Here is a 12277-nt window from a genome sequence, read left to right as displayed (position 1 = left end):
GGATGCACACCCCCAGCAAGCCTTATTCGCGTAGGAGGCAATACATGAAAATAACAAGAACAGGCGTAATGCTCGCAGCCGCCATGGCCGTCAACGTGGTCGCCATCGGCACGGCATCTGCTCAGGTATCGCCCGCAGAAGCGGCCAAACTGGGCAAGGAGCTGACCTGTGTAGGGGCAGAGCAGGCGGGTAACGCCGCGGGCACCATCCCTGCGTATACCGGCAAGTACCTGGGCGAAGTGCCGGGTTGGAACCATGTGAAGTTTTCCGGCGACCAGCCGGTTGACCCCTACGCTGCGGAGAAGCCGATTCTGGTGATTACCGCGCAGAACATGGCCCAGTACGAAGACAAACTGACCGAAGGCCAGAAGGCGCTGCTCAAGCGTTATCCGACCACCTACAAGATGAACATCTACACCGGTCACCGTGACTACCGCTACCCGGATTACGTGTGCCAGCGGGTCATGAACAACGCCTTGAACGCCAAGCTGGTCAATGATGGCATGGGCTTTGAAGGGCTGGGACAAGTGCCGTTCCCGATTCCTAAAAACGGCATGGAAGCGCTGTGGAACCACCAACTGCCGGCCCGTGCCTGGACCGAAGAAAAAACCAGTGACCTGGCCTCCGTGCTGCCCAACGGCAGCATTGGCTGGGGCCGTGCCTATGCCCGTAACCTGGCCATGGCCAACTCGCCTACGGTAGAACCCAGGACTGAAAACAAGCTCCAGGCCATGAGCAACAACATGACCCTCAAGCCGACCCGTGACAACGGCACGCTGAGCATCTCCCACGAACCCTACAACTTCGCCACCGACCCGCGCCAGGCCTGGAGCTACAGCCCTTCGACCCGTCGTGTGCGACTGTTGCCAGGCTACGGCTACGACCAGCCGATGATCGGTACCAATGGCACCATGACTGTGGACGAAGACCGTTTGTATAACGGCTCGCCGGAGCGCTACAACTGGAAGCTGCTGGGCAAGCGCGAAATCTACATCCCGGCCAACGCCTACAAGCCCAACGCAGGTACGGTGAAATACGCTGACATGCTGACGCCCAATCACCCCAATCCGGACTTGATGCGTTATGAGCTGCGCCGGGTGTGGGTGGTTGAAGCCGACCTCAAGGAAGGCTACCGCCACGTATACGGCAAGCGTGTACTGTTCCTCGACGAAGACACCTGGAACTCGGTGCTGGCGGACAACTACGACGCGCGTGGCCAGTTGTGGAAACACGCCATGATCAACTACTACTACCACCCGGACATGAGTGGCTGGCAGGCCGGTTCACAGTTCTTCATGGACTTGAACTCGGGGCAGTACACCGGCTACGGCATGACCAACGAAGCCAAGAAAGGCCCGATCCTCAACGAAGGCAAGTTCACCCCTGACCAGTACACCGCTGATGCGGCGCGGGCGATGGGGAGGTAAACAGCAGGGTTGCAGGTAAAAGCCCCGTCGGTGTAACGCCTGCGGGGCTTTTTCATGGGCTCAGGTCAGTGAGGCAAACGTCATTCCGGTGGCATGGACGACCTGACGCATGGTGCGCAGTGTCGGGTTGCCCTTGGGCGAAAGGGCGCGGTACAGGCTTTCGCGGGAAAGCCCGGCCTTTTCGGCTATTTGTGCCATGCCGCCCCGTGCTTCGACAACATGGCGCAACGCGGTCAGAAAGCTGGCCTGGCCACCTTCTTCATCGAGCTCATCAATGGCGATACGCAGGTATTCAATGGCAAATTCGGGATCCTGGCGGATCATCTCGATAACGGATTCGTCGTGATTCTTGGTTTTGTTCATGGCTTCCTCTTCTGATACTCGTTCCAGCAGCGCACGGCTTTTTCGATATCGGCCTGTTGCTGGCGCTTGTCGCCACCCCCAGCAGCAGCAACACCAGTTTTTTGCCGTCCCGAGCGTAATACAGCCGATAGCCTGGTCCGTGATCTATACGCAATTCCCATACGCCCTGGCACAGGGCTTTGCAATCACCAAAAGCGCCCGCTGAAAGCCGGTTGACCCGCACGGTGATGCGTGCCTTGGCCGTGCGATCCTTTAAGTGGTCCAGCCACTGCTGGTAGGGGTCGTTACCTGTTTCGCTGAGGTAGTGTCTTATCTCTAGCATTTGAAATGTAGCTTTGAAGCTACCCTTTGGTCAATTATTTTTAACCGCCAAGCACGGCTGTTCGTCAGTGCAGACCCACATTCAATGTGATTGAAGGTGGCCGTGGCAAAGCTAGGGCTGCGGTGTAGCGAGGGCAATTAGGATGGATCGCAAGGTTGTGCAGGTTTTATTACATAGGCGCATTTGCGGCGCAGCGGCAGACCCCGGTAATGCAACAAGTCATTGCCGGGGGAGGGGGAGGGTTGTGTCGAAGGGGAGTGATTAATTATGCCTGCGACCACACGGCCAATTCGTAGCCATCCAGGTCGGTGAAGTGGAAGCGGCTGCCGCCGGGAAACTTGAATTCAGGTCGGCTGATGAGACCTCCGGCAGCGCTGATGGCTTGCTGAGCCTGGGCCAGGTCGTCGGCGTACAGAATGATCAGCGGGCCACCGGGGCGTACAGGTTCGCCAGTGGTGAAGCCGCCGCTCAGGCGCCCATCGCTGAATTCGCTGTAGGTGGGGCCAAAGTCGGTGAAGGTCCAGCCGAACACGGCGCCATAAAAGACTTTGCTGCGCGCGATGTCATGGACGTTGAATTCGATGTTGTCGATTCTGTTTTGGCGGTTGTCAGTAGTCACGGGCATCTCCTTATGAGGCTCAAATATAGATAAGTGACTGGCTGAATGCCATGCGGTTCTCATCAGCGCAAGAAGCTCGTAGCCATTGGCCAAAGCAGTCACCCAGCTTGAGTGTTTTGACCATTGTTGCAGAGCCTTCGCAGGGCGATTATCAGCAGGATTTTTCACGGTTCCCATCCTAAAAATAAAGACCGAGGGATTCTGCTGATGCGCGACTATCTGAGTTCGATGACTGATTTTGACTACCAACGCACGGTAGCCGGTGCGCTGGATGGCCATCTGGCAGCGATCAATGCCTGTGTCGAGTGCTGCGACCGTCATGCCTTGCCGGGCCGCATTGCGTTGTTCTGGGAGGGGCGCGATGCCAGCAGCGCGACTTATACCTTCACTCAGTTGCAGGAGCAGGCCGCGCGCTTTGCCAATTTTCTCCTCGCCCAGGGTGTCAAGCAGGGCGACAAGGTGGCAGGTTTGCTGCCACGCAATGTCGAGTTGTTGATCGTCGCATTCGCCGCCTGGCGCATTGGTGCCATCTACCAGCCCCTGTTCACTGCATTCGGGCCAAAGGCCATTGAACACCGGCTTAACAGCTCGGGGGCCGTGCTGGTGGTCACCGATGCGGTCAACCGCGTCAAGTTGGACGAGGTCAATGACTGTCCGGCCATTGTCACGGTGGCGGGAGCCAAGGGGCAGGGCCTGGTACGTGGCGACTTCAGTTTCTGGGCAGAGCTGGACAACTACCCGGCTACCTGTGAGCCGGTGATGCTGAGCGGTGAAGATCCGTTCCTGCTGATGTTTACCTCAGGCACTACCGGCCCGGCCAAGCCGCTGCTGGTGCCGCTCAAGGCCATCGTTGCATTCCAGAGCTACACCCGTGATGCAGTGGGGCTGCGCCCCGAGGATTCGTTCTGGAACCTGGCAGATCCGGGCTGGGCCTATGGCATTTATTTCGGCATCACCGGGCCACTGTCGATGGGCCACCCGATCACCCTGTACGACGGCCCGTTCACGGTCGAAAGTACCTGCCGGGTCATCAGGAAATACGGTATTACCAACCTGACCGGTTCGCCCACCGCCTATCGCCTGTTGATTGCGGCCGGTGGCGCCTTCGCCAGCAAGATCAAGGGCCAGTTGCGCGTGGTCAGCAGTGCCGGGGAGCCGCTCAACCCCGAAGTCATCCGCTGGTTTGCCGATGAACTCAACGTCACCATCCACGACCACTATGGCCAGACCGAAGTCGGCATGGTGCTGTGCAACCATCACGGGCTCGATCATCCGGTGCATATGGGCGCCGCCGGTTTTGCCTCGCCGGGCCACCGCATCGTGGTGCTCGATGACAATCATCAGGAGCTGCCCGTTGGCCAGCCGGGGATTCTGGCGGTTGATCGCAGCCAGTCGCCGATGTGCTGGTTTGGTGGCTACGAAGGCTTCAAGACCAAGGCTTTTGTCGGCAACTATTACCTGAGTGGCGATACCGTGGAGCTGAACCCGGACGGCAGCATCAGTTTTGTCGGGCGCAGCGACGACGTGATTACCACGTCCGGTTACCGCGTCGGGCCTTTTGATGTGGAAAGCGCCCTGATCGAACACCCGGCGGTGGTAGAGGCCGCCGTGGTGGGCAAGCCGGACCGTGAACGCACCGAGCTGGTCAAAGCCTTTGTGGTGTTGAACCCTCAGTATCTGGGGGATGCACAACTGGCTGAAACCCTGCGCCTGCACGTGCGTCAACGGCTGGCTGCCCACGCTTACCCCCGTGAAATCGAATTTGTCAGCGAATTGCCGAAGACACCCAGCGGCAAGTTGCAGCGCTTTATTTTGCGCAATCAGGAAATCGCCAAGGCTGAGCTGGCCGCAAGCGCCAGCGTCTAACTTTCAGGAATCATCATGCAAATCGAAAACAAGGTTTTTATCGTCACCGGTGGTGCATCGGGGCTGGGTGCCGCCACGGCGCACATGCTGGTCAAGGCAGGTGCCAAAGTGATGCTGGTGGACCTGAACGCCGAAGCAGTGGCCGCCCAGGCCCTGGCGTTGGGCGAGCAGGCGCGCAGCGCTGTGGCGGACATCAGCCAGGCAGATGCCGCCCAGGCGGCAGTGGCCGCTACAGTGGCCGCCTTTGGCGCGGTCAACGGGCTGGTCAACTGTGCCGGCATTGTGCGCGGTGAAAAGATCCTCGGTAAAAACGGCCCCCATGGGCTGGACTCATTCAGCCAGGTGATCAACGTCAACCTGATTGGCAGCTTCAACATGTTGCGTCTGGCTGCAGCGGCGATTGCCGAAACCACTGCCGATGCCGAGGGCGAGCGCGGGGTGATCATCAACACGGCTTCGGTCGCGGCATTCGACGGTCAGATCGGTCAGGCAGCTTATGCAGCATCCAAGGGCGCGATTGCCAGCCTGACCTTGCCTGCAGCCCGTGAACTGGCACGCTTCGGCATTCGGGTAATGACCATCGCCCCGGGTATTTTTGAAACCCCGATGATGGCTGGCATGACGCCTGAAGTGCGTGCATCGCTGGCCGCCGGTGTGCCATTTCCACCACGCTTGGGCAAGCCTGACGAGTACGCCTCGCTGGTGCGTCACATTATTGAAAACAGCATGCTCAATGGTGAGGTGATCCGACTCGACGGTGCCTTGCGCATGGCCGCGAAATAAGAGGTGAGATATGACAATCAGCAATGATCCGGTTGTAATCGTAAGTGCTGCGCGTACGCCCATGGGCGGCTTTCAGGGGGACTTCAAGGGCCTGACCGCGCCGCAACTGGGCTCTGCGGCGATCCGTGCAGCGGTTGAACGCGCGGGTGTTGCTGCCGATGGTGTGCAAGAAGTGTTGTTTGGCTGTGTGCTGTCGGCAGGCATCGGCCAGGCACCTGCCCGTCAGGCCGCCCTGGGGGCCGGGCTGGACAAGGGTACCCGTTGCACCACACTGAACAAGATGTGCGGCTCGGGCATGGAAGCGGCCATTCTTGGGCACGACAGGCTGCTGGCCGGCAGTGCCGATGTGGTGGTGGCAGGGGGCATGGAGAGCATGTCCAATGCGCCGTACCTGCTTGATCGCGCCCGCAGCGGTTACCGCATGGGCCATGGCCGGGTGCTGGATCACATGTTCCTCGACGGCCTGGAAGACGCCTATGACCGTGGCCGCCTGATGGGGACTTTTGCCGAAGACTGCGCCCAGAATCACGGTTTTACCCGTGAAGCTCAGGATGCCTTTGCCGTGGCCTCCCTGACCCGTGCGCAGCAGGCCATCAAGGACGGCAGTTTTAGCAGCGAGATCGTCCCGGTGCAGGTGACCGTGGGTAAAGAGCAGCGCCTGATCAGTGATGACGAGCAGCCGCCCAAGGCCAATCTGGCAAAAATTCCAACCCTGAAACCGGCGTTCCGCGAGGGCGGTACGGTGACGGCGGCCAACTCCAGCTCGATTTCCGACGGTGCGGCGGCGCTGGTACTGATGCGTCGCAGCGAAGCGCAAAGACGTGGCCTCAAGCCGTTGGCGGTTATCCACGGCCACGCCGCCTTTGCCGATGAGCCGGGGTTGTTTCCGACTGCACCGGTGGGGGCAATCAAGCGCCTGATGAGCAGCACTGGCTGGGATCTGAACCAGGTCGATCTGTTTGAAATCAACGAAGCGTTCGCGGTGGTCAGCCTGGTAACCATGACCGAGCTGGATATCCCCCACAGCAAGGTCAATATCTACGGCGGCGCCTGTGCCCTGGGGCATCCGATTGGGGCTTCGGGTGCGCGAATACTGGTGACTTTGCTCTCGGCATTGCGCCAGCAAAAGGCTACACGCGGTGTTGCCGCCATCTGCATCGGCGGCGGTGAAGCCACGGCCATTGCCGTGGAATGTCTGTATTAAGGATTTTGTATGCTGCCTACACCCGAACAATTACAAATACGCGAAGCAGCCCGAGAGTTTGCCCAGGAACGCCTCAAACCCTTTGCCGCCGAGTGGGACAAGCAGCATCGGTTTCCTCGTGAGGCAATTGCCGAGATGGCTCAATTAGGGTTTTTCGGCATGCTGGTGCCCGAGGAGTGGGGCGGTTGTGACACGGGTTATCAGGCCTATGCCATGGCCCTTGAAGAAGTCGCCGCCGGTGACGGCTCGTGCTCCACGATCATGAGCGTGCATAACTCGGTGGGTTGCGTGCCGATTCTCAAATACGGCAGCGAGGCGCAAAAACAGCAATTTCTGATCCCCCTGGCCAGCGGTGAAATGCTCGGCGCGTTTGCCCTCACCGAGCCGCAGGCCGGCTCCGATGCCAGTGACCTGAAAACCCGAGCCCGCCGCGAAGGCGATCATTACATTCTCAATGGCTGCAAGCAGTTCATTACCTCAGGGCAAAACGCCGGAGTGGTGATCGTGTTTGCGGTGACGGACCCGGCGGCGGGCAAGCGTGGCATTACCGCGTTTATCGTACCCACGGATACTCCGGGTTACAGCGTGGCCCGGGTTGAAGACAAACTGGGGCAGCATGCATCGGACACCTGCCAGATTCTGTTTACTGACCTGAAGATACCGGTGGCCAACCGCCTGGGCGAAGAGGGGCAAGGCTACAAGATTGCCCTGGGCAACCTGGAAGGCGGGCGCATCGGTATTGCTGCACAAGCCGTAGGCATGGCCCGTGCAGCCTTTGAAGCGGCCCGCGACTATGCCCGCGAACGCGTGACCTTTGGCCAGCCCCTGGTGGAGCATCAGGCGGTGGCGTTTCGCCTGGCCGATATGTCGACGGAAATCGCCGTCGCCCGGCAGATGGTCCATTACGCTGCGGCACTGCGTGACAGTGGGCAATCGGCGCTGGTCGAGGCCTCGCAAGCCAAGCTGTTTGCATCGGAAATGGCCGAGCGCGTGTGCTCCAAGGCGTTGCAAACCCTGGGCGGTTATGGCTATTTGAGCGACTTCCCGCTGGAACGGATCTACCGCGATGTGCGGGTGTGCCAGATCTATGAAGGCACCAGTGATATTCAGCGCATGGTCATTTCGCGCAATCTTTGAATCGAGGACATTAGCGATGAGCTACGAAACCATTCTGTTGGACATCCATGGGCAAGTGGGCCTGATTACCCTGAACCGCCCCCAGGCGCTGAATGCTCTGAATGCGCAATTGATCCGCGAAGTAAACCACGCGCTGGACAGCCTGGAAGCCGATAACGGGATTGGCTGTATCGTTATCACCGGCTCGAAGAAATCCTTTGCTGCCGGTGCGGACATCAAGGAGATGGCCGACCTGAGCTACCCGCAAATTTATCTTGATGACCTGTTTTCCGACAGCGACCGTGTGGCGGCCAGGCGCAAGCCGATTATTGCTGCAGTCGCGGGTTTTGCCCTGGGTGGCGGTTGTGAACTGGCAATGATGTGTGACTTTATTCTGGCCGGGGACAACGCCAAATTCGGCCAGCCTGAAATCAACCTGGGGGTGTTGCCGGGCATGGGCGGCACACAGCGCCTGACCCGTGCGGTGGGCAAGGCCAAGGCCATGGAAATGTGCCTGAGCGGGCGTTTGATAGGCGCAGAAGAGGCGGAACGTTCGGGGTTGGTGGCCCGTGTGGTGCCGGTGGATGAATTGCTCGACGAAGCGCTGAAGGTAGCGGCCACCATTGCCAAAAAGTCCCTGCCGGTGCTGATGCAGACCAAGGAATGCGTCAACCGTGCCTTTGAGGTGAACCTGGCTGAAGGTGTGCGTTTCGAGCGTCGGGTATTCCACGCCTTGTTCGCCACACAGGATCAGAAAGAAGGCATGGCGGCGTTTGTTGAAAAACGCGAGGCGCAGTTCAAGAACCAATAACTGCACATGCCTCTATGTGGGAGCGGGCTTGCTCGCGATAGCCTCAACGCGGTGTGTCAGCTGCACCGAGCCGACTGCATCGCGAGCAAGCCCGCTCCCACAGGTTGTGAATCAGTTTCTAAAGCAGATAATTCTTCAGCTCCCGCGCAATCACCATGCGCTGAATCTCGCTCGACCCTTCATAAATCTGGGTAATCCGCGCATCGCGGTAGTAGCGCTCCACCGGATAGTCTTCAAGGTAGCCATAGCCACCGTGGATCTGGATGGCTTTGGAACACACATACTCGGCCATTTCCGAAGCAAACAGTTTGGCTTGCGAAGCTTCTGACAGACAGGGCTTGCCCGCGCTGCGCAGGCGCGCCGCATGCAGGATCAGCAGGCGTGCCGCATTGATGCGGGTCTGCATGTCGGCGAGCATATTGGCCACGCTCTGGTGCTCAATGATCGCCTTGTCAAATTGCACCCGGTCACGGGCGTAACCCAGTGCTGCCTCGAAGGCCGCACGGGCGATGCCCAATGCCTGGGCGCCAATGCCGATTCGCCCGCCTTCCAGGTTGGCCAGGGCAATGGCCAGCCCCTTGCCGCGCTCGCCGAGCATATTGGCTTCAGGCACGCTGCAGCTGTTGAGGGTTACCGCGCAGGTGTCCGAGGCGCGGATGCCCATTTTGTGTTCGGTGCGGTCGACAATAAAACCGGGGGTGGCGGTGGGTACCAAAAACGCCGAAATACCTTTTTTGCCCAGATCAGGGTCGGTTACCGCAAAGACAATGGCCAGTTTGGCGCGCTTGCCATTGCTGACAAACTGCTTGGCACCGGTAATCACCCATTGACCGTCACGCAACTCGGCGCGGGTGCGCAGGTTATGGGCTTCGGAGCCGGCCTGGGGTTCGGTCAGACAGAAGCAGGCGATGGTCTGGCCGCTGGCCAGCTCCGCCAGCCAGGTCTGTTTTTGTGCCTCGCTGCCGTATTTCAGTATCGGCCCGCAGCCCACCGAATTGTGGATGCTCATCAGGGCGCCGGTAGCGGCATCGCCCGCTGAGATTTCCTCCACGGCCAGGGCGTAGGCGACGTAATCGACATAAGTGCCACCCCATTCCTCCGGCACCACCATGCCCAGCAACCCCAGTTCGCCAAGCTTGGCCACCAGCGCGTCGTCGATCCAGCCGGCTTTTTCCCAGGCCTGGGCATGGGGAGCGATTTCACGCCGGGCAAAGTCGCGAGCCATGTCGCGGATCATCACTTGTTCTTCGCTCAGTTCGATGTCTTGCATGGCTCAGGCTCCCTTGGCGTTGAATGCGGTGAAGAAACTGGCGACATGGGCTGGATCCAGTGCATCCAGGCTGGGCGGGTTCCACTGCGGTTTCTTGTCCTTGTCGATAATCAATGCACGCACGCCTTCCATCAGGTCGCCGCGATCAAACCACTGGCGATCCAGGTGCAGTTCCAGGGCGAAGCATTGCTCAAGGGGCAGCGCTCGGCCACGGCGCAGCATTTCTAGGGTCACGGCCATCGCCAGCGGCGAGCGGGTTTGCAACAAGTCGGCGGTTTCATTGGCCCAGTCGCGAGTTTCCGGGGCTATGACAGCGCGCAGATGAGCGATAATCCGTGGCATGTCGACCTGGGCGAAAACGCTGTCAATCAGCGGGCGCAACCTGGCCAGCGGTGGGTCGGGCAATACGGTTACGGCGAATCGGGCTACCAGCGCGGTCAGGTCATCGATAGGGGATTTTTGCCAGTTGAGGCTGTCGAGGCCCTTGTCCAGTTCAGTCAGTGCGGTGCTTTCCAGATAGCCGTCAGCAAGCCCGCAGTACAAGGCATCGGCAGCGCGGATTTGGACCCCGCTGACGCCCAGGTAAGTGCCCAACTGACCTGGCGTTCGGGTCAGGAAGTAGCTACCGCCAACGTCAGGAAAATAACCGATGCCCACTTCCGGCATCGCCAATTTGCTGCGCTCGGTAACCAGGCGCAGATCCGCGCCTTGCACCAGGCCCATGCCGCCGCCGAGAACGAAGCCGTCCATCAAGGCCACAACGGGTTTGGGGTAGCGGTGCAGGGTCAGGTCGAGGGCATATTCCTCTTCAAAGAACAGGGTATGCAGGGTGTTGTTGTTTTGATAGCTGTCGTACAGCGAGCGTATATCTCCGCCCGCGCAGAAGGCTTTTTCGCCCGCGCCACGCAGTACCACGGCCTTGACTTGCGGGTCTTCGACCCAGGCATCGAGTTGCTGCTGGAGGCTGCGGACCATTTCAAGATTGATGGCATTGAGTCCGCCTGGGCGGTTCAAGGTCAGGTGGCCAATATGGTTGCGGACCTCGGCCAGAACGGTGCTTTGCAGCTGCGCGATATCCGGTGTCGGTGAGGAGGAAACCTGAGCAGTCATCACTAACTCCCTGCTTTATATTATTTTTAAGGGGGTTCACGGGTGAACGATAACCGATGCTAACAGTGCAAATTTGCCCATTACAACCCTGATAAGTGCAGGGTTGCTGTGCATTTTTGCATATTGGGCGTGCAGCAATGCGCGATCTTATTGCGCCAGCCAGCCACCATCGACATTCCATGCCGCGCCCCGTACCTGACTGCCAGCCTCACTGCATAAAAACAGCACCAGCTCGCCCAGTTGCGGCGGGGTGACGAATTCCAGCGAAGGTTGTTTTTCGGCCAACAGGTCGTGCTGCGCCTGATAGGGGTCAATGCCCTGGCTGATGCGCTGATCAATCTGTTTTTGCACCAGCGGCGTCAGCACCCAGCCCGGGCAAATGGCGTTGCAGGTGATATTGCTGGTGGCGGTTTCCAGGCCCACCACTTTGCTCAGGCCGATTACCCCGTGCTTGGCGGCGACATAGGCGGCCTTGCCGACCGAGCCCACCAGGCCATGAACCGAGGCAATATTGACGATGCGCCCCCAGCCGCGCTTGCGCATGCCGGGCAGGGTGAGGCGGGTGCTGTGGAACACGCTGGACAGGTTAATGGCGATGATCGAATCCCAGCGCTCTACCGGGAACTCTTCGACGCTGGCTACATGCTGAATGCCTGCATTGTTGACCAGGATGTCGATGCCGCCGAATTCGCGTTCGGCATAATCGATCATGTCGGCGATCTGCGCCGGGTCGCTGACATCTGCGGGGTGGTGACCTACCCTGACGCCGAACTGTTCGACTTCGGCAATCACTTTGGCCGGATCGCCAAAACCGTTGAGGATCAGGTTGGCTCCGGCCTTGGCCAGGCTCAATGCGATACCCAGGCCGATGCCGCTGGTGGAGCCGGTAACCAATGCAGTTTTACCTGTAAGGCTCATGATCAATTCCTCGGATGAGTCACGACGGATTCGTGAATGAGGAAACGTAGCACGGGGATTTGCCGTTGCCCAAACGAAACGGCCCGCCAAAAGGCGGGCCGTCTTCACGCAGCGCGCAGAGGATCAGTCCTGGCGGCTGGTGACTTCCAGCAGGTGGTAGCCAAACTGGGTTTTAACCGGGCCTTGCACCACGTTGATTGGCGCGCTGAACACGACAGTGTCGAATTCTTTAACCATTTGGCCCGGGCCGAAAGAGCCCAGATCGCCGCCCTGACGGCTGGACGGGCAAGAAGAATTGGCCTTGGCAACTTCGGCGAAATCAGCGCCGCCTTCGATTTGGGCTTTCAGTTCGTTGCACTTGTCTTCGGTGGCAACCAGGATATGACGGGCAGTGGCTTTGGCCATGAGGGTGTACTCCTTTCAAGAAAGTGCCGAGCCTACCGGATTCAGTAGGGTTTTTCTCGGCAA

The 12277-nt window shown here is 59.4% G+C and carries 13 protein-coding genes; 6 read left to right on the top strand and 7 right to left on the bottom strand.

The genetic code is table 11. The annotated features are described in order from the left end of the window. Positions 1-44 precede the first annotated feature (44 nt). Positions 45-1427, top strand: a complete 1383-nt coding sequence (locus tag V6L81_RS16510; protein ID WP_232527576.1) for a DUF1329 domain-containing protein — start codon at positions 45-47, stop codon at positions 1425-1427. A 60-nt stretch (positions 1428-1487) separates the two neighbouring features. On the opposite strand, the gene V6L81_RS16505 is transcribed toward V6L81_RS16510, so the two are convergent. The 3 genes from V6L81_RS16505 to V6L81_RS16495 form a co-directional block, all read right to left on the bottom strand. Beyond that, positions 1488-1790, bottom strand: coding sequence for an addiction module antidote protein (locus V6L81_RS16505; protein WP_095000014.1), 303 nt, complete (start codon positions 1788-1790; stop codon positions 1488-1490). Then, entirely contained in the window at positions 1720-2112 is a 393-nt protein-coding gene (locus V6L81_RS16500; RefSeq protein WP_306452835.1) for a type II toxin-antitoxin system RelE/ParE family toxin, read from the bottom strand. Before V6L81_RS16500 ends, V6L81_RS16505 begins: the two co-directional genes overlap by 71 nt. A gap of 265 nt (positions 2113-2377) precedes the next feature. Next, complete coding sequence (locus V6L81_RS16495) at positions 2378-2737, bottom strand: VOC family protein (RefSeq protein ID WP_095021151.1); 360 nt, start codon at positions 2735-2737, stop codon at positions 2378-2380. Positions 2738-2938: 201 nt separating this feature from the next. On the opposite strand from V6L81_RS16495, the gene V6L81_RS16490 reads away from it, so the two are divergent. From V6L81_RS16490 to V6L81_RS16470, 5 genes are read left to right on the top strand one after another with little or no spacing between them, the layout of a single operon-like run. Further along, complete coding sequence (locus V6L81_RS16490; RefSeq protein WP_338660165.1) at positions 2939-4597, top strand: AMP-binding protein; 1659 nt, start codon at positions 2939-2941, stop codon at positions 4595-4597. Positions 4598-4612: 15 nt separating this feature from the next. Next, positions 4613-5380, top strand: coding sequence for an SDR family NAD(P)-dependent oxidoreductase (locus V6L81_RS16485; protein WP_095021149.1), 768 nt, complete (start codon positions 4613-4615; stop codon positions 5378-5380). A gap of 10 nt (positions 5381-5390) precedes the next feature. After that, entirely contained in the window at positions 5391-6584 is a 1194-nt protein-coding gene (locus V6L81_RS16480; RefSeq protein WP_338660164.1) for an acetyl-CoA C-acyltransferase, read from the top strand. 9 nt (positions 6585-6593) lie between these two features. Further along, positions 6594-7721 (top strand): acyl-CoA dehydrogenase, encoded by a 1128-nt coding sequence (locus V6L81_RS16475; protein ID WP_095021148.1) that lies wholly within the window; start codon positions 6594-6596, stop codon positions 7719-7721. A 16-nt stretch (positions 7722-7737) separates the two neighbouring features. Next, a complete protein-coding gene (locus tag V6L81_RS16470) occupies positions 7738-8511 on the top strand; it encodes an enoyl-CoA hydratase (RefSeq protein ID WP_095026169.1) in 774 nt (257 codons plus the stop codon). Between the two features lie 118 nt (positions 8512-8629). Here V6L81_RS16470 and V6L81_RS16465 read toward each other — a convergent pair whose 3' ends face one another. From V6L81_RS16465 to V6L81_RS16450, 4 genes are all read right to left on the bottom strand, one after another. After that, positions 8630-9781, bottom strand: coding sequence for an acyl-CoA dehydrogenase family protein (locus tag V6L81_RS16465; RefSeq protein WP_095000022.1), 1152 nt, complete (start codon positions 9779-9781; stop codon positions 8630-8632). 3 nt (positions 9782-9784) lie between these two features. Further along, positions 9785-10891 carry an enoyl-CoA hydratase/isomerase family protein gene (locus V6L81_RS16460; RefSeq protein WP_338660163.1) on the bottom strand — a complete coding sequence of 369 codons (1107 nt, stop codon included), beginning with the start codon at positions 10889-10891 and terminating at the stop codon, positions 9785-9787. Positions 10892-11038: 147 nt separating this feature from the next. Next, the gene (locus V6L81_RS16455) at positions 11039-11809 is read right to left on the bottom strand and encodes a 3-hydroxybutyrate dehydrogenase (RefSeq protein ID WP_186348372.1); all 771 of its coding nucleotides are present in this window, start codon (positions 11807-11809) and stop codon (positions 11039-11041) included. Between the two features lie 123 nt (positions 11810-11932). After that, on the bottom strand, positions 11933-12214 hold the full coding sequence (locus V6L81_RS16450) for a peptidylprolyl isomerase (RefSeq protein WP_016781241.1): 282 nt from the start codon (positions 12212-12214) through the stop codon (positions 11933-11935). Positions 12215-12277: the final 63 nt, after the last annotated feature.

This window comes from Pseudomonas bubulae (assembly GCF_037023725.1).
GTDB classification, from domain to species: domain Bacteria; phylum Pseudomonadota; class Gammaproteobacteria; order Pseudomonadales; family Pseudomonadaceae; genus Aquipseudomonas; species Aquipseudomonas bubulae.
The sequence above is the reverse complement of the archived record's forward strand: the minus strand, read 5'-3'. Positions and strand labels throughout refer to the sequence as shown.